The organism is Pseudomonas fluorescens (assembly GCF_000730425.1).
In the GTDB taxonomy this organism is placed as follows: domain Bacteria; phylum Pseudomonadota; class Gammaproteobacteria; order Pseudomonadales; family Pseudomonadaceae; genus Aquipseudomonas; species Aquipseudomonas fluorescens_X.
In genome coordinates, this window is the sequence record NZ_CP008896.1 from 3882087 (window position 1) to 3899748 (window position 17662).

A 17662-nucleotide genomic window follows, 5' to 3' on the forward strand; every position below is an offset into this window, starting at 1 on the left:
CAGCGCAGCTTATTAAGGCAAGGGACTAGACCATGCATTTCACCATTCAACGCGAAGCCCTGTTGAAACCCCTGCAACTGGTCGCAGGCGTCGTCGAGCGCCGACAGACCTTGCCGGTACTTTCCAACGTACTGTTGGTTGTCGAAGGCCAGCAATTGTCTTTGACCGGTACCGACCTGGAAGTCGAACTGGTTGGTCGTGTACAGCTGGAAGAACCCGCCGAGCCGGGTGAGATCACCGTGCCTGCGCGCAAGCTGATGGATATCTGCAAAAGCCTGCCCAACGACGCACTGATCGACATCAAGGTCGATGAGCAGAAGTTGGTGGTCAAGGCCGGTCGCAGCCGTTTCACCTTGTCGACCTTGCCAGCCAACGACTTCCCGACCGTGGAAGAAGGCCCGGGCTCGCTGACCTGCAGCCTGGAACAAAGCCGCCTGCGTCGTTTGATCGAGCGCACCAGCTTCGCCATGGCCCAGCAGGACGTGCGTTACTACCTCAACGGTATGCTGCTGGAAGTCTCCGAAGGCATCATCCGTGCCGTGGCTACCGACGGTCACCGCCTGGCCATGTGCTCGATGAAGGCCGATATCGGCCAACCGGATCGCCATCAGGTGATCGTGCCGCGTAAAGGTATCCTTGAACTGGCGCGTCTGCTCACCGAGCCGGATGGCAATGTCAGCATCGTCCTGGGTCAGCATCACATTCGTGCCACCACTGGCGAGTTCACCTTTACCTCCAAGCTGGTAGACGGCAAGTTCCCGGATTACGAGCGCGTGCTGCCGAAGGGTGGCGACAAGCTGGTGATCGGTGATCGGCAGGCCTTGCGTGAAGCGTTCAGCCGTACCGCGATCCTGTCCAATGAAAAGTACCGTGGTATCCGTCTGCAATTGGCCAACGGCCAACTGAAAATCCAGGCTAACAACCCGGAACAGGAAGAGGCGGAAGAGGAAATCAGCGTTGATTACAACGGTGGTTCGCTGGAGATTGGCTTTAACGTCAGCTACCTGCTGGACGTTCTGGGTGTAATGACCACTGAGCAAGTGCGCCTGATCCTGTCGGATTCCAATAGCAGTGCCCTGGTGCAAGAATCCGATAACGACGACTCGGCCTACGTTGTTATGCCGATGCGCCTGTAATCATGCTCAGCAGACGCTAGATGTCCCTCAGTCGTGTCTCGGTCACCGCGGTGCGCAATCTGCACCCGGTGACCTTCTCCCCTTCCCCCCGCATCAATATTCTCCACGGCGCCAACGGCAGTGGCAAAACCAGCGTGCTGGAAGCCATTCACTTGCTGGGCCTGGCTCGTTCCTTTCGCAGCGCCCGTCTGCTACCGGTGATTCAGTACGAGCAATTGGCGTGCACTGTTTTTGGCCAGGTTGAACTGGCGCAAGGCGGGCATAGCAGCCTGGGGATATCTCGCGATCGCCAGGGGGAGTTCCAGATCCGTATCGATGGGCAGAATGCGCGCAGTGCGGCGCAACTGGCGGAAATTCTGCCCCTGCAATTGATCAACCCCGACAGCTTCCGTTTACTGGAGGGGGCACCGAAAATTCGCCGGCAGTTCCTCGATTGGGGAGTGTTCCACGTGGAACCAAGGTTCATGGCTACTTGGCAGCGCCTGCAGAAGGCCCTGCGGCAGCGGAACTCATGGCTGCGGCATGGTACACTTGACGCCGCTTCGCAAGCGGCCTGGGACCGTGAACTGTGCCTGGCCAGCGACGAAATTGATGAATACCGCCGCACCTATATCAAAGCCTTGAAACCAGTCTTTGAACAGACCTTGAGTGAGTTGCTGGAACTCGAGGGGCTGACACTGAGCTACTACCGTGGTTGGGACAAAGAGCGTGACTTGAGTGCAGTACTCGCCACCTCTTTGCAACGGGATCAGCAAATTGGCCACACCCAGGCTGGACCGCAACGGGCTGATTTGCGTCTTAGATTAGGCGCACATAACGCCGCGGATATCTTGTCCCGTGGACAGCAGAAGTTGCTGGTCTGCGCGTTGCGTATCGCCCAGGGGCATTTGGTTAGCCAAGCCCGGCGTGGTCAGTGTATTTATCTGGTGGATGACTTGCCCTCCGAGTTGGACGAGCAACACCGCCGCGCGCTATGCCGCTTGTTGGAAGACTTACGCTGCCAGGTATTTATTACCTGTGTAGACCACGAATTATTGAGGGAAGGCTGGCAGACGGAAACGCCAGTCGCTTTGTTCCACGTGGAACAAGGCCGTATCACCCAGACCCACGACCATCGGGAGTGAAGGCATGAGCGAAGAAAACACGTACGACTCAACCAGCATTAAAGTGCTGAAAGGTTTGGATGCCGTACGCAAACGTCCCGGTATGTACATTGGCGACACCGATGATGGCAGCGGTCTGCACCACATGGTGTTCGAGGTGGTCGACAACTCCATCGACGAAGCGCTCGCCGGCCATTGCGACGACATCAGTATCATCATCCACCCGGATGAATCCATCACTGTACGCGACAACGGTCGCGGCATTCCGGTAGATGTGCATAAAGAAGAAGGCGTATCGGCGGCAGAGGTCATCATGACCGTGCTCCACGCCGGCGGTAAGTTCGACGACAACTCCTATAAAGTATCCGGCGGTTTGCACGGTGTAGGTGTGTCGGTGGTAAACGCCCTGTCGGAAGAGTTGATTCTGACCGTTCGCCGCAGCGGCAAGATCTGGGAACAGACCTATGTGCATGGTGTGCCTCAGGCTCCCATGGCAATCGTCGGTGACAGTGAAACCACAGGCACCCAGATTCACTTCAAACCTTCGGCTGACACCTTCAAGAATATCCACTTCAGTTGGGACATCCTGGCCAAGCGTATTCGTGAACTGTCGTTCCTCAACTCCGGTGTGGGTATCGTCCTCAAGGACGAACGCAGCGGCAAGGAAGAGCTGTTCAAGTACGAAGGCGGCCTGCGTGCGTTTGTTGAATACCTGAACACCAACAAGACTGCGGTCAACCAGGTGTTCCACTTCAACATTCAGCGTGAAGATGGCATCGGCGTGGAAATCGCCCTGCAGTGGAACGACAGTTTCAACGAGAACCTACTGTGCTTCACCAACAACATTCCTCAGCGTGACGGTGGTACTCACCTGGTAGGGTTCCGTTCCGCACTGACGCGTAACCTGAACACCTACATCGAAGCTGAAGGCCTGGCGAAGAAGCACAAAGTCGCCACCACCGGTGACGATGCCCGTGAAGGCCTGACCGCGATTATTTCGGTCAAGGTTCCGGATCCGAAGTTCAGCTCCCAGACTAAAGACAAGCTGGTTTCTTCTGAAGTGAAGACGGCTGTCGAACAGGAAATGGGCAAGTACTTCTCCGACTTCCTGCTGGAAAACCCTAACGAAGCCAAGCTGGTCGTCGGCAAGATGATTGATGCGGCACGGGCTCGTGAAGCGGCGCGTAAAGCCCGTGAAATGACTCGTCGTAAAGGCGCGCTGGATATCGCTGGCCTGCCGGGCAAACTGGCAGACTGCCAGGAGAAGGACCCTGCCCTTTCCGAACTGTATCTGGTGGAAGGTGACTCTGCTGGCGGTTCCGCCAAGCAGGGTCGTAACCGCCGCACGCAGGCGATCCTGCCGTTGAAGGGTAAGATCCTCAACGTCGAGAAAGCGCGTTTCGACAAGATGATTTCCTCCCAGGAAGTCGGCACCTTGATCACCGCCTTGGGCTGTGGCATTGGTCGTGAAGAGTACAACATCGACAAACTGCGCTATCACAACATCATCATCATGACCGATGCTGACGTCGACGGTTCGCACATCCGTACTCTGTTGCTGACCTTCTTCTTCCGCCAGTTGCCGGAGCTGATTGAGCGTGGCTATATCTACATCGCCCAGCCGCCGCTGTACAAAGTGAAAAAGGGCAAGCAAGAGCAATACATCAAAGACGACGACGCCATGGAAGAGTACATGACGCAGTCGGCCCTGGAAGATGCCAGCCTGCACTTGAACGATGAAGCCCCGGGCATCTCCGGTGAGGCGCTGGAACGCCTGGTAAACGACTTCCGCATGGTGATGAAGACCCTCAAGCGTTTGTCGCGCCTGTACCCTCAGGAGTTGACTGAACACTTCATTTACCTGCCGGCCGTCAGCCTGGAACAGCTGGGCGATCATGCAGCGATGCAGGATTGGCTGGCCCAGTATGAAGTGCGCCTGCGTACTGTCGAAAAGTCGGGCCTGGTGTACAAAGCCAGCCTGCGTGAAGACCGTGAACGTAACGTCTGGCTGCCGGAGGTTGAACTGATCTCCCACGGCCTGTCGAACTATGTCACCTTCAACCGTGACTTCTTCGGCAGCAATGACTACAAGACGGTTGTCACCCTTGGCGCGCAATTGAGCACCTTGCTGGACGACGGTGCTTATATTCAGCGCGGCGAACGCAAGAAGCAGGTCAAGGAGTTCAAGGAAGCCCTGGACTGGTTGATGGCAGAAAGCACCAAGCGCCACACCATCCAGCGATACAAAGGTCTGGGCGAAATGAACCCGGATCAACTGTGGGAAACCACCATGGACCCGGCCCAGCGCCGCATGCTGCGCGTGACCATCGAAGACGCCATTGGCGCGGACCAGATCTTCAACACCCTGATGGGTGATGCGGTCGAGCCACGTCGTGACTTCATCGAGAGCAATGCCTTGGCAGTGTCCAACCTGGATTTCTGATAAAGCTATTGCGCAACAAAAAAGGCCAACGCTTAGCGTTGGCCTTTTTTATTGCCCATTTTTTAATGCTCCACGTGGAACATCTGCTATGCCGTGGCAGAGGTCACGCTCTCCAACCGATAGCCGTAGCCATAGATGGTCAACAACTGCCAACCCCGTTCGGGTGTCAGCCCAAGCTTGTTGCGCAGTCGATAGATGTGGGTATCCAGTGGTCGTGAGGACACCATCTCTTCATGGGTCCAGAACCGTTCATAGAGATACTCCCGTGACAGCGGCCGGGCCAGGTTAGCGAACAGGCAGCGCGCCAGACGGTATTCCCGTTCTGTCAGGTTGATTGGATCACCGGCCCGGCTAACCGTCAGCTCGGCGTCATCGAAGGTCAGGTCGTTGAACACCAGCACTTCGGTGGCCGCAGATTTCTGCAGGCCGTGACGACGCAGGACTGCACTGACCCGCGCCTTCAGTTCGTTGGGGCGAAACGGTTTGCTGACGTAGTCATCCGCACCGCTGTTCAATGCCTGGACGATATCGCTCTCGGCATCGCGGCTGGTAAGCATGATCACAGGAGGTGGTGCCTCCATGTGTTCACGGGTCCAGCGCAGGATCGCGATACCGCTCAGGTCTGGCAACTGCCAGTCGAGTACCAGCAAGTCGAAGGTTTCTCGGCGCAGTTGGCGCAGCAAGTCTTCGCCGCGCTCGAAACAATGCAGCGCCCATGGCTGCTCCGAGGTACTCGGGATTTGTCGCAGTGTCTGTTCCACCCGCCGCAATTCGGCAGGTTCGTCATCCAGTATCGCGACACGCATGGCAGGGTCCTTTCTTCTTGAAGAGTGTTGCTGCGGTTGAAGAGAGCGAATGGGGTCGGCGTTGAATCTGAACAATTATGGTCAGTTTCTCAAGCTCCCTGAATCTCTCGGTACGCTGATATCAGATAGCCCAAGGGCTGTAAGACATCGCGTACCCAGCTGGAAAGATACCGGCTCAAGCCCCTCAGGAAAAGGATCAATGGCAATCAGGTTTTATGCGCTGTCGGGACAAGTGAGTCTCGTGCAGAAGGTCAGAGTGTGGGGAAAGATGTTGGGGCTGGTTGTAGCAACGGGTTTTGGGATGGACATGGTGGACGCCAGCAGCCCGGCGCAGTCTGCTTCACTTGACGAAATGGTGGTGTACACCGAATCCGTAGACGGTCTCGGTTACGCGGGACTCAGAGAGGTTGACGCCCCGCAGGCCTTTCAACACGGTAGTGTGCTGGACCAGGACCAGCGATGGGTCTTCTGAATCTGAACAAATGTTGCGCTACGCCCCTATGCACCACTCTTGTAGGTAAATTCTCTTTCGCTGAGTGGCACACGGAGGGCGTGCGCGGGAAGCGCTCTCGATACACGGACGTATCATCTGTAGTCCGCAATTCGCTACGGGCTGCTGTCGGAGGGATGTGAGGGACAGTATTTCTTCGATATACAACCGGTTCGGTATCGCCGATCCGGCAGACACAGGGATGTGTCACCTTTATCTAGCACCTCATCCCTGACTCTACGGCTATCGAGTTCGATGCGTCATCAGGTATCGTAGGCAAAATTCAAGGCCTACCGCCGCAAGACACTTTCTGAATGTGCAGTCTGACGGACCTTTAGAACTAGAACCTTGATGAGTGCCATGACCCTCTTTCCTCGCCACTATTGCCTTTCCTCTCTGTTCGGCTCAAGCCTGGCGTTGGTGCTTGCTATCAATAGCCCGCATGTTCTGGCCAAGCCTGCACCTGTGCGTGCGCCCTACGTCGATGACAACCTGATGTGCCGGGCACAGCCGCTGCCGGCAGTCGTCCAGCACCTGACCGGTGAAGCCTGGAAGCTGGACATCAAGGGACGCCCCAGCGTGTTGGAGGAAGGCATGCTGATTGATGAACAGGAAAGCGTAAAAACCTCACCCTCGGCGTTTGTCAGCTTGTTGTTGGGCGATGGTTCGCGGATTGTCTTGCCTTCCAGTTCCGAAGTGCGTTTGCATCTGGTGGAAGAACAGGCGATCCCCCAGGTGATCCTGCAACAAGGGCAAGTGGAAGCCTATGTACTCAAGCGGACCAGCGACTATGACCGCTTTCAGATCGTGACGCCGGTGGGCGTACTCGGTGTGCGCGGTACGCACTTTCGTGTGCGTAACGACGATCAGCAATCGGTTGTCGAAGTGCTCAACGGCCAGGTGGCCGCCAGCCGTGCCGAGCCGCCGCCGGTGGGCAAACAGCCCAAGAAAAAGCCGCAGACGGGCCCGGTGGAAGGTGAACTGAAGGTCGGCGCCCTCCAAGGGGTGCTTCTCAAGACCCAGGGCGAGTTGAAGACGATCGACCTCCTGCCCGCTCCGCGCCTGATGGGCCAGGACGGCCAGAAAGGCGATGCGCCCGTCTGGACATTGATCCTGCATCCGCAACCGGGCGCCCAGCGCTACCGTGCGCAAGTGGCCACCGATAAAACCTTCATGAACATCAAGCAGGAAAACTTCTCCAGTGAACCGCGCTTGAGCTTCACTGGACTCAAGGCCTCGTTCTATCACGTTCGCGTGTCGGCCTTTGACGACCAGGGACTGGAAGGAGAAGCGGGCGTTTATGACATCTTCTATTACCCACCTGCCACCCGTGTGCAGTAGCACTGCGGCGCTCGGACGGTGAAGTGGTGGCGCCGGGCTGAACAGCGTCAGCCGACCCAGGCACAACGCCTGTTCAATGGGCTGGTCCGTGAGTGGCTGTGGATCAGCTTGCTTCTGCTGCCGATGACGGCTTTTCTGTCCCTGAGCCCTGGCCTGTCCCTGAATAACCTGTTGTACGACAGCCTGCGGCGCATGGCGCCGTTGCCGGTGGATCCGCGCATTCTGTTGGTGAACATTGACGACATGAGTCTCCGGGAGCTCGGCCAGTGGCCATGGTCGCGCCGCCTGCACGCCGACCTGATCGACCAGTTGAGTGCCGCCAAACCCGCCGGGATCCTACTCGATGTGATCTTCAGCGAACCGGCGCGTGAGCCGGCCAATGATCAACGCCTGGCCCACGCGATCTGCAATGCCGGCAATGTCCTGTTGCCGTTGATTCGTGAAGGAACGCCGCGCCTGGGGCAACCCCTCATGCAGATTCTCCCGGTGCTGCCCCTGCGCGACTGTGCCAGGGGGGTGGGTCATATCAACGTGGAAGCTGACAGCGACGGCATTGTGCGCAGTCTCTACTTGCGTGAAGGGCCGCCGGGGCAACTGGTCCCGCAACTGGCTTGGTTGGCCTTTGAGCTGACCGGCCAGCACACCGATATGCCTGGGCTGTCAGCGCCTTCTGAAGCATCCGATTGGCAACGGGACAAAGCCATCCGCATTCCGTTTATCGCTGCCGACAATGGCTTTCCCAGCGTGCCGTATGTCAGCGTGCTACGCGGTGAAGTCCCCGCCCAATTGCTGCGTGATCGGATCATCCTGGTGGGAGCCACTGCGCCGGGCATGGGCGATCGCTATGTGACACCGCTTTCGGCCACTGTCGGTACCACCCCGGGCGTCGAGATCCAGGCCAATATCCTCAACGGCCTGCTGCAAGGGCGCAGCATTACCGTGTTGCCTGGCTGGCTGGCCACGCTGCTGTCCACCTCAATGGTCGCATTGTTGCTGGGCTTGCTGTTGTTGCGCCCGCGTTATGCGCTGTGGCTGACCCTGGGCTGCATGGGTGGCGCCCTCCTCGCTTCCTGGGGCTTGCTGCGCCTGGGGCTTTGGTGGTCGCCAGCGGCCACGCTGATCGGCATGCTGCTGGGCTACCTGATTTGGAACTGGCGCCGCCTGAGCGTGATTCTGGCCTACTTCGGCTGGGAGTTGGCGCGCCTCGACAGCGAACCCAAGGTGCTGCCGGAGCGCCGTCGTGCCGCCGTCAGCAATGGCGACGTGTTGCAGGGCCGTATCGTGGCCCTGGAGCAAGCGGTCAGCCGTACCCGCGACACCCGACGCTTTATGGCCGATGGCCTGGAGTGCCTGCCGGTGGCCACATTGATTACCGATCCCTCGGGCGAGATATTGCTGGCAAACCGCATTGCTCGGGATGTGTTTGGCAGCGAGCTGATTACCGAGAACCTGTTGGAGCAACTGGCGGCATTGGGTTACCCGCCCTTGCAGGGCCAGGTACACACGCCGCTGTCGGCCCTGGAAATCGTCGAGTTCCGCGATACCCAGCAACGCAGTCTGCGCCTGGAGCTGGCCCCTCTGTTACCGGCCGATGGTGATGTAGCCCTGGGCTGGCTGTTGAGCCTGACTGACCTGAGTATCGAACGTGACGCCCAGCAGCAGCGTGAGACCCTGCTGCGCTTTCTCTCCCATGATCTGCGGGCTCCCCACTCGGCAATTCTGGCGTTGCTGGATGTGCAACGGCACGAGACCTCGGATGTCTCGCAGGTGTTTACCCAGATCGAACAGCAAGTGCGGCGGGCATTGAATCTGACCGAATCGTTCGTTCAATTGGCCAAGGCCGAGTCCGACGGTTATCAGTTTGAGCCCAGCCTGTTTGCCATGCTGGTTCTCGATGCATTTGACCAGGTCGCGCTGCTGGCCCAATTGAAAAAAATCCAGTTGGTCCATGACCTGCACGAGGCGGGTGAGGATATGGTCCTGGCGGATCAATCGCTACTGACCCGTGCCCTGTTCAACCTGATGGAGAATGCGATCAAGTACAGCCCATCCGGGACCACGGTAACGGTGCGCCTTGAACGCAACGGTCAATGGCTGGCCTGTCATATCCAGGATCAGGGCCCCGGCATCGCAGCCCAGGACCTTCCTGAACTGTTCAGTCAATATCGGCGTTTTGCTTCTGCCCAGGGCAGTGAAGGCCTGGGGCTGGGACTGACCATGGTCAAGGCCGTGATGGACCGTCATGGGGGGCGGATTGGCTGTGAGAGTGTGGTGGGACAAGGTACGGTTTTCAGCCTGCAATTGCCGTTGTGGGACGAGTAAAACAGCTGTGCATAAAAAACCGGCCGCAAGGGCCGGTCTTCAATGGTCGAAAAAACTTATGCACGTTTTTCGTCGTTTTATTAGCTTAAGAAATATGTAATAAAATCATAAGGCTACATGCCGAAAATTGCATTTCGCCAACAAACCGTACACAGGTTATCCACAGAACGTCAGATCACCGCGTGGTCTTCTGCAACGGGCAGTGGCGGCAGCGAACCCATGGCCCGTTGCTGCGCTTCATTCCAGGCGGCAGCGCGGTCATTGAGTGCGGCAATTGCACGTGGTCCTTCCCCTTCGGCATACATCGGCTCGCCGATCACCACGGTAATGGTGCCTTTACGCTTGGCCCAACCTTCCTTGGGCCAGAACTTTCCAGCGTTGTGGGCAATCGGCAGTACCGGCAGGTTGGCGTTAACCGCCAATGCCGTACCGCCCCGAGAGAATTTGCCTACAGTGCCAAAGGGAACGCGGGTGCCTTCTGGGAAGATCAGTACCCAAACGCCATCCTTGAGCAACTCGTCACCCTTCTTCGCCACATGCTTGAGCGCAGCCTTGGGGTTGTCCCGGTCGATGGCAATCGGGCGCAGCATGGCCATGGCCCAGCCAAAGAACGGTACGAACAGCAGCTCACGCTTGAGCACCTGGCTCAGGGGCGAGAAATACGCAGAAAGGAAGAAGGTCTCCCAGGTGCTCTGGTGGTTCGACAGAATCACGCACGGTTGGTCCGGGACATTCTCGGCGCCCTTGACCTCGAAACGAATGCCCAGGAACACCTTGGTCAGCCACAAAGCGCAGCGGCACCAATAGACATTGATAAAGCGATAGCGCGCCTTGAATGGCAAAAAGGGCGCAATGAAAAAGCTCAGGGTGCACCAGAGAAACGAACTGGTGCCCAGCAGCAGGTAAAAGAAGAAGGTTCTGATGGCCTGCAAAATCGACATGGCAGCATTTACCGTTGCGGGACAACGCCCGCCTGTTAAAAGTGCACTCCCGAACAATCCCTGGTCAGGAAGTCGAGGGCGACTAGTTGTTGATAAGTTCTGCGGCAACCGCCGCCAGATCGTCAAAAATCAAGGTGCCGACCGGCAGGCTTTTTGCCTGGGTCTTTTCGCCTTTCCCGGTCTTTACCAAAACTGGCTGAGAGTCGACGGCTTTGGCCGCCTCCAGGTCACCGAGACTGTCCCCGACGAACCATATCCCAGCCAGGGGCACCTTGTAATGTTCTGAAATGATTTTCAACATGCCAGGCTTGGGTTTGCGGCAAGCGCAGCCCTCGTCCGGCCCGTGGGGGCAGTACACCACCAGCCCCACCTCACCGCCCTGCTCCGCCACCAATGCGCGCAAGCGCGCGTGCATGGCGTCCAGGGTAGCGATGTCGTAGTAGCCGCGGGCGATGCCGGACTGGTTGGTCGCAATGGCGACTGTCCAGCCGGCCTTGCTCAACTGCGCGATGGCCTCGATCGAGCCGGGCAGCGGGATCCACTCCTCCACCGACTTGATGTATGCGTCGGAGTCGTAGTTGATCACCCCGTCCCGATCGAGAATCAGCAGTTTCAACATGATCAGCTCAGCGTCGAAATGTCAGCGATGTTGACGAACAAACCGCGCAGGCGCGCCAGCATGGCGTAGCGGTTTTTCCGCACGCCGGCATCTTCGGCATTGATCATCACCGCTTCGAAGAACGCATCCACCGGCTCGCGCAAGGTGGCCAGGCGTGCCAGCGCTTCGGCGTAGTTGCGTTCGGCGATCAGCGGTTTCACCGCGTTTTCTGCCTTGGCGATGGCCGAGTTCAGCGAGAACTCCTTGGCATCGGCAAACAGGCCAGGATCGACATCGGCGTTGCCCAGGCCCTCGGCCTTGCTCAACAGGTTTGACACGCGCTTGTTCACGGCGGCCAGGGCATCGGCTTCCGGCAGCTTGCGGAAGGCCTGCACGGCTTGTACGCGCTGGTCGAAGTCCAGCGCCGAACCCGGTTGCAGGGCACGTACCGACAGGTACACCGAAACATCCACGCCTTCGTCTTCGTAGCGGGCACGCAGGCGGTCGAACACGAACTCCAGCACCTGCTCGGCCAGGCCGGCTTGCTTGACCTTGCTGGCGAACTGACCCACCGCAAACACCACGGCCTGGGTCAGGTCGAGGTCCAGTTTCTTGTCGATCAGGATACGCAGCACGCCGAGGGCGGCGCGGCGCAGGGCATACGGGTCTTTGCTGCCGGTAGGCAACATGCCGATGCCGAAGATACCGACCAGGGTGTCCAGCTTGTCAGCGATGGCCACGGCCGCACCGGTCAGGGTGGTCGGCAGCTCGGCGCCAGCGCCACGCGGCATGTACTGCTCGTTCAACGCCAGGGCGACGTCTTCAGGCTCGCCGTCATTGAGTGCGTAGTAGTAACCGGCAACGCCTTGCATTTCCGGGAACTCGCCGACCATCTCGGTGGCCAGGTCGCACTTGCACAGCAGGCCAGCGCGTGCGGCCAGGGCCGCATCGCCGCCAATACGCGGGGCGATGTAGGCCGCGAGCTTGGAAACCCGTACAGCCTTGTCGTAGACGCTGCCCAGCTTCTCCTGGAACACCACGTTCTGCAGGCGCAGGTTGAAGTCTTCGAGTTTCTGCTTCTTGTCTTGCTTGAAGAAAAACTCGGCATCGGTCAGGCGCGGGCGAACGACTTTCTCGTTACCGGCGATGATCTGCTGCGGGTCCTTGCTTTCGATGTTGGCCACGGTGATAAAGCGCGGCAGCAACTTGCCGTCCACATCCAGCAGGCAGAAATACTTCTGGTTGTCCTGCATGGTGGTGATCAGGGCTTCTTGCGGTACATCGAGGAAGCGCTCTTCGAACGAGCACACCAGCGGCACCGGCCACTCGACCAGGGCTGTCACTTCGTCGAGCAGGCTTGGCGGCACGATAGCCGTGCCTTCCTGCAAGCGGGCCAGCTCTTCGGTGCGTTTGCTGATCAGCTCGCGACGCTCGTTGGCATCCGCCAGCACATAGGCTGCACGCAGGTCATTGAGGTAATTGGCGGGCGAGGTGATGCGCACGTCTTGCGGGTGGTGGAAACGGTGGCCACGGGAGTCGCGACCGGCCTTCTGGGCGAGGATGGTGCAGTCGATGACTTGATCACCGAGCAGCATCACCAACCATTGGGTCGGACGTACGAACTCTTCCTTGCGAGCCCCCCAGCGCATGCGCTTGGGGATCGGCAGGTCGTTCAGGGAGTCTTCAACGATGGTCGGCAGCAGGCTGGCGGTCGGCTTGCCCTTGATGACCTGGCTGAAACGCAGTTTCGGGCCGCTCTGGTCGATCTCGCTCAGCTCGACGCCGCACTTCTTGGCAAAACCCAGGGCGGCCTGGGTCGGGTTGCCTTCGGCATCGAAAGCGGCCTGGCGCGGTGGGCCGTCGAGGTTGATGCTGCGGTCCGGCTGTTGGGTTTGCAGCGCGGTCAGCAACACGGCCAGGCGACGTGGCGCGGCATAGACTTTCTTCGCTTCGAATTTCAGGCCAGCGGTCTGCAGGCCTTTTTCGATACCGGCCAGGAAGGCGTCGGCCAGTGTGTTCAGGGCCTTGGGTGGCAGCTCTTCGGTGCCCAGTTCAACCAGGAAATCTTGAGCACTCATTGTGCAGCCTCCAGCTTAGCCAACACTTCATCACGCAAATCCGGGGTTGCCATCGGGAAGCCCAGCTTGGCGCGAGCCAGCAGGTAGGCTTGGGCGACAGAACGCGCCAGGGTGCGCACACGCAGGATGTATTGCTGGCGCGCGGTGACCGAGATGGCACGGCGAGCATCCAGCAGGTTGAAGGTATGGGAAGCCTTCAGGACCATTTCATAGCTTGGCAGCGGCAGCGGCTGATCCAGTTCGATCAGGCGCTTGGCTTCGCTTTCGTAGAAGTCGAACAACTCGAACAGCTTCTCGACGTTGGCGTGTTCGAAGTTGTAGGTGGACTGCTCCACTTCGTTCTGGTGGAACACATCGCCATAAGTCACTTTGCCGAACGGACCGTCAGCCCACACCAGGTCGTAGACCGAGTCCACACCTTGCAGGTACATGGCCAGGCGTTCCAGGCCGTAGGTGATCTCGCCGGTCACCGGGTAGCACTCGATACCGCCCGCTTGCTGGAAGTAAGTGAACTGCGTCACTTCCATGCCATTGAGCCAGACTTCCCAGCCCAGGCCCCAGGCGCCGAGGGTTGGCGATTCCCAGTTGTCTTCGACGAAACGGATATCGTGGACCAGCGGGTCCAGGCCGACATGCTTCAACGAGCCCAGGTACAGCTCCTGGAAGTTGTCCGGGTTTGGCTTGAGGACCACCTGGAACTGGTAGTAGTGCTGCAGACGGTTGGGGTTTTCGCCGTAGCGGCCGTCAGTCGGGCGACGACTGGGCTGCACATAAGCGGCGTTCCAGGTTTCCGGGCCGATGGCCCGCAGGAATGTTGCGGTGTGGAAAGTGCCGGCGCCTACTTCCATATCGTAGGGCTGAAGTACCACACAACCTTGCTCGGCCCAGTATTGCTGGAGGGCGAGGATCAAGTCTTGGAAGGTACGCACGGCTGGCGTAGGCTGGCTCACAAAATTCACCTGTTACTTGGGCTGCGATTTAAAGGGCGGGAGTATACCCGATTCGGCCCCGCCACCACTCCCTGGAGCCTTATGCCACGCTGCTTTTGGTGTTCTGAAGATCCGCTGTACATGGCTTATCACGATCAAGAGTGGGGAACGCCGCTGCGTGATGCGCAGGGATTGTTCGAGTTGCTTTTGCTCGAAGGGTTCCAGGCGGGCCTGTCCTGGATCACCGTTTTACGCAAACGCGAGCATTATCGAAAGGTCTTGTTCGGTTTTGATCCCCAACGCCTGGCGCAGTTGAGCGATGCAGAGATTGAGCAGTTGATGCTTGACCCAGGCATCGTGCGCAACCGTTTGAAACTCAATGCCACCCGGCGCAATGCGGCGGCCTGGCTGGCGCTGGAGGACCCGGTGGGGTTGCTCTGGTCGTTTGTCGACGGCGTGCCCAAGGTCAATCATTTCAAGGATCGCAGCGAAGTCCCGGCGATCACGCCACAGGCCGAGGCCATGAGCAAAGCCCTCAAGAAAGCCGGCTTCACGTTCGTCGGGCCGACCATCTGCTACGCGTTCATGCAGGCCTCGGGCATGGTCATGGACCACACCCAGGACTGCGACCGTTACGCGGACTGGGCCAACGCCGGGTAGAATGGCCGCTTTGCGCACCACACACGATCAGGAGTGACCTGTGGAAAAGTTAAAAGGCGCCTTGCTGGTAGGCGCTCTGCGGTTGTTTGCCCTGCTGCCCTGGCGCGCTGTCCAGGCCGTCGGCACGGCGATTGGCTGGATCATGTGGAAAACCCCCAACCGCTCCCGCGACACGGTGCGGATCAATCTGTCCAAATGCTTCCCGGACATGGACCCAGGCGAACGTGAAGCGCTGGTCGGTCGCAGCCTGATGGACATCGGCAAGTCCCTGACCGAAAGCGCCTGCGCCTGGATCTGGCCGGCCCAGCGTTCCATCGACCTGGTGCGCGAAGTCGAAGGCCTGGAAGTGCTGCAGCAAGCCCTGGCTTCGGGCAAAGGGGTGGTTGGCATCACCAGCCACCTGGGCAACTGGGAAGTGTTGAATCACTTCTATTGCAGCCAGTGCAAACCGATCATTTTCTACCGCCCGCCCAAGCTCAAGGCGGTGGATGAGCTGCTGCGCAAGCAACGTGTGCAGTTGGGCAACCGGGTGGCGGCGTCGACCAAGGAAGGCATCCTCAGTGTCATCAAGGAAGTGCGCAAGGGCGGCCAGGTGGGGATTCCTGCTGACCCGGAGCCGGCGGAATCGGCCGGGATCTTCGTGCCGTTCTTTGCTACCCAGGCGCTGACCAGCAAGTTCGTGCCGAACATGCTCGCGGGCCATAAGGCGGTCGGTGTGTTCCTGCATGCCCTGCGGCTGCCGGACGGCTCGGGTTACAAAGTGATCCTGGAGGCGGCGCCAGAAGACATGTACAGCACCGACACCGCCACGTCCTGCGCGGCGATGAGCAAGGTGGTGGAGCGCTATGTCGGCGCTTACCCGAGCCAGTACATGTGGAGCATGAAGCGCTTCAAGAAACGCCCGCCGGGTGAGGCGCGGTGGTACTGATACACGACTGATTCAAGGTCGATGCGAAACCAATGTGGGAGCGGGCTTGCTCGCGAATGCAGAGTCTCAGTCACTGAATGTGTAGCTGATACACCGCATTCGCGAGCAAGCCCGCTCCCACATTGGTGATCTCCATTCAGGTCTGGCGGTCGAGCTTCTTCAGGAACACGATCATCTCTTTTTCGGCCTGTTTGTCGCCATGGGCCTGGGCCGCTTCGATGCCCTTCTCCCAGGCTTGCCGTGCCGCGTCTTTATCGCCCAGCGCAGCGTGTGCCTTGCCCAACAGCTTCCACGCCGCTGAATACTTAGGATCGAACTCGACGCATTTTTGCAAATGCACCGCCGCCTGGGCGTTGTCCTTCAAGTCCAGATAACCCTTGCCCAGGCCAAAGCGCAGCAGTGAGTTATCCACACCCTTGGCGAGCATCTTTTCCAGCGACTCAAGCATACAAAGATCCTTGTAGGAGCCGGCTTGCCGGCGATGGCGCCATCACCGACGGCACAATCCACATCAAAAAAAGCTCAACCCCACGTGGAATAATTTCTCCACATCGCGGATATGTTTTTTATCCACCAGGAACAGAATCACATGGTCCCCAGCGGCGATCACCGTGTCGTCATGGGCGATGATCACTTCTTCATCCCGAATGATCGCGCCAATGGTGGTACCCGGCGGCAAGCCGATATCGCGGATCGCCCGGCCAATCACCTTGCTCGACTTGGAGTCGCCATGGGCAATCGCTTCGATGGCTTCCGCCGCGCCGCGGCGCAATGAGTGCACGCTGACGATATCGCCGCGCCGCACGTGGGCCAGCAAGGTGCCGATGGTGGCCAACTGCGGGCTGATGGCGATGTCGATATCGCCGCCCTGGATCAGGTCCACATAGGCGGGGTTGTTGATGATGGTCATCACCTTCTTCGCCCCCATTCGCTTGGCCAGCAGCGACGACATGATATTGGCCTCGTCGTCGTTGGTCAGGGCCAGGAAGATATCGGCGTCGGCGATGTTTTCTTCCATCAGCAGGTCACGGTCCGAAGCGCTGCCTTGCAGGACCACGGTGCTATCGAGGGTGTCGGACAAATGCCGGCAACGTGCCGGGTTCATCTCGATGATCTTTACCTGATAGCGGCTTTCGATGGCTTCGGCCAGGCGTTCGCCGATCTGCCCGCCGCCGGCGATGACGATGCGCTTGTAGTTTTCGTCGAGCCGGCGCATTTCGCTCATCACGGCACGAATGTTGGCCTTGGCGGCGATGAAGAATACTTCGTCGTCGGCTTCGATCACTGTGTCGCCCTGGGGCAGGATCGGCCGGTCGCGGCGGAAAATTGCGGCCACGCGGGTTTCCACATTCGGCATGTGTTCGCGCAGCTGGCGCAGCTGCTGGCCCACCAGCGGCCCGCCGTAGTAGGCCTTGACCGCCACCAGTTGCGCCTTGCCTTCGGCAAAGTCGATCACCTGCAACGCACCGGGGATTTCGATCAGGCGCTTGATGTAGTGGGTCACCACCTGCTCGGGGCTGATCAGCACGTCCACGGGGATCGCGTCGTTGTCGAACAGGCCGGCGCGGGTCAGGTAGGCCGCTTCACGCACCCGGGCGATCTTGGTCGGGGTGTGGAACAGGGTGTGGGCGACCTGGCAGGCAACCATGTTGGTCTCGTCACTGTTGGTCACTGCCACCAGCATGTCGGCATCGTCGGCCCCGGCCTGGCGCAGCACGGTGGGGAACGAGGCGCGGCCCTGGACTGTGCGGATATCCAGGCGGTCGCCCAGGCCGCGCAGGCGTTCGGCGTCGGTGTCGACCACGGTAATGTCGTTGGCTTCACTGGCCAAATGCTCGGCCAGCGTACCGCCGACCTGCCCTGCGCCGAGGATGATGATCTTCATCC

At 59.2% G+C, this 17662-nt stretch carries 15 protein-coding genes; 8 read left to right on the top strand and 7 right to left on the bottom strand.

The window, feature by feature from the left end; genetic code table 11:
- Positions 1-32 precede the first annotated feature (32 nt).
- The 3 genes from dnaN to gyrB are packed head-to-tail and all read left to right on the top strand — an operon-like array spanning position 33 to position 4682.
- Positions 33-1136, top strand: coding sequence for a DNA polymerase III subunit beta (gene dnaN, locus HZ99_RS17440; RefSeq protein WP_029290193.1), 1104 nt, complete (start codon positions 33-35; stop codon positions 1134-1136).
- Between the two features lie 20 nt (positions 1137-1156).
- A complete protein-coding gene (gene recF / locus HZ99_RS17445) occupies positions 1157-2260 on the top strand; it encodes a DNA replication/repair protein RecF (RefSeq protein WP_038444728.1) in 1104 nt (367 codons plus the stop codon).
- A 4-nt stretch (positions 2261-2264) separates the two neighbouring features.
- The gene (gene gyrB, locus HZ99_RS17450; RefSeq protein WP_038444730.1) at positions 2265-4682 is read left to right on the top strand and encodes a DNA topoisomerase (ATP-hydrolyzing) subunit B; all 2418 of its coding nucleotides are present in this window, start codon (positions 2265-2267) and stop codon (positions 4680-4682) included.
- A gap of 86 nt (positions 4683-4768) precedes the next feature.
- Here the strand turns inward: gyrB and HZ99_RS17455 are convergent, their stop codons facing one another.
- Entirely contained in the window at positions 4769-5488 is a 720-nt protein-coding gene (locus HZ99_RS17455; protein ID WP_038444732.1) for a response regulator transcription factor, read from the bottom strand.
- 199 nt (positions 5489-5687) lie between these two features.
- Here HZ99_RS17455 and HZ99_RS17460 point away from each other — a divergent pair, with 199 nt between their 5' ends.
- The 3 genes from HZ99_RS17460 (at position 5688) to HZ99_RS17470 (ending at position 9641) form a co-directional block, all read left to right on the top strand.
- Positions 5688-5960 carry a hypothetical protein gene (locus HZ99_RS17460; RefSeq protein WP_038444733.1) on the top strand — a complete coding sequence of 91 codons (273 nt, stop codon included), beginning with the start codon at positions 5688-5690 and terminating at the stop codon, positions 5958-5960.
- Between the two features lie 369 nt (positions 5961-6329).
- Positions 6330-7319, top strand: coding sequence for a FecR family protein (locus tag HZ99_RS17465; RefSeq protein ID WP_038444735.1), 990 nt, complete (start codon positions 6330-6332; stop codon positions 7317-7319).
- Between the two features lie 18 nt (positions 7320-7337).
- Positions 7338-9641 (top strand): CHASE2 domain-containing protein, encoded by a 2304-nt coding sequence (locus tag HZ99_RS17470; RefSeq protein WP_038444737.1) that lies wholly within the window; start codon positions 7338-7340, stop codon positions 9639-9641.
- A gap of 170 nt (positions 9642-9811) precedes the next feature.
- Here the strand turns inward: HZ99_RS17470 and HZ99_RS17475 are convergent, their stop codons facing one another.
- The 4 genes from HZ99_RS17475 to glyQ all read right to left on the bottom strand — a co-directional run bounded on the left by HZ99_RS17475 (position 9812) and on the right by glyQ (position 14208).
- The gene (locus HZ99_RS17475) at positions 9812-10582 is read right to left on the bottom strand and encodes a lysophospholipid acyltransferase family protein (protein WP_038444739.1); all 771 of its coding nucleotides are present in this window, start codon (positions 10580-10582) and stop codon (positions 9812-9814) included.
- 82 nt (positions 10583-10664) lie between these two features.
- Positions 10665-11204: a D-glycero-beta-D-manno-heptose 1,7-bisphosphate 7-phosphatase gene (gene gmhB / locus HZ99_RS17480; RefSeq protein WP_181883239.1), complete on the bottom strand. Its 540-nt coding sequence runs from the start codon at positions 11202-11204 to the stop codon at positions 10665-10667.
- The gene (gene glyS, locus HZ99_RS17485) at positions 11204-13258 is read right to left on the bottom strand and encodes a glycine--tRNA ligase subunit beta (RefSeq protein ID WP_038444740.1); all 2055 of its coding nucleotides are present in this window, start codon (positions 13256-13258) and stop codon (positions 11204-11206) included. Before glyS ends, gmhB begins: the two co-directional genes overlap by 1 nt.
- On the bottom strand, positions 13255-14208 hold the full coding sequence (gene glyQ / locus HZ99_RS17490) for a glycine--tRNA ligase subunit alpha (RefSeq protein WP_003213601.1): 954 nt from the start codon (positions 14206-14208) through the stop codon (positions 13255-13257). The genes glyS and glyQ overlap by 4 nt, the downstream gene beginning before the upstream one ends.
- Before the next feature lie 81 nt (positions 14209-14289).
- Here glyQ and HZ99_RS17495 point away from each other — a divergent pair, with 81 nt between their 5' ends.
- Both HZ99_RS17495 and HZ99_RS17500 read left to right on the top strand, forming a co-directional pair.
- Positions 14290-14847, top strand: coding sequence for a DNA-3-methyladenine glycosylase I (locus tag HZ99_RS17495; protein ID WP_038444741.1), 558 nt, complete (start codon positions 14290-14292; stop codon positions 14845-14847).
- A 40-nt stretch (positions 14848-14887) separates the two neighbouring features.
- Positions 14888-15775, top strand: coding sequence for a lysophospholipid acyltransferase (locus tag HZ99_RS17500; protein WP_038444743.1), 888 nt, complete (start codon positions 14888-14890; stop codon positions 15773-15775).
- Positions 15776-15911: 136 nt separating this feature from the next.
- Here the strand turns inward: HZ99_RS17500 and HZ99_RS17505 are convergent, their stop codons facing one another.
- Both HZ99_RS17505 and trkA read right to left on the bottom strand, forming a co-directional pair.
- Positions 15912-16223, bottom strand: coding sequence for a tetratricopeptide repeat protein (locus HZ99_RS17505; RefSeq protein WP_038444745.1), 312 nt, complete (start codon positions 16221-16223; stop codon positions 15912-15914).
- 63 nt (positions 16224-16286) lie between these two features.
- The gene (gene trkA, locus HZ99_RS17510) at positions 16287-17660 is read right to left on the bottom strand and encodes a Trk system potassium transporter TrkA (protein WP_038444746.1); all 1374 of its coding nucleotides are present in this window, start codon (positions 17658-17660) and stop codon (positions 16287-16289) included.
- Positions 17661-17662 lie beyond the last annotated feature (2 nt).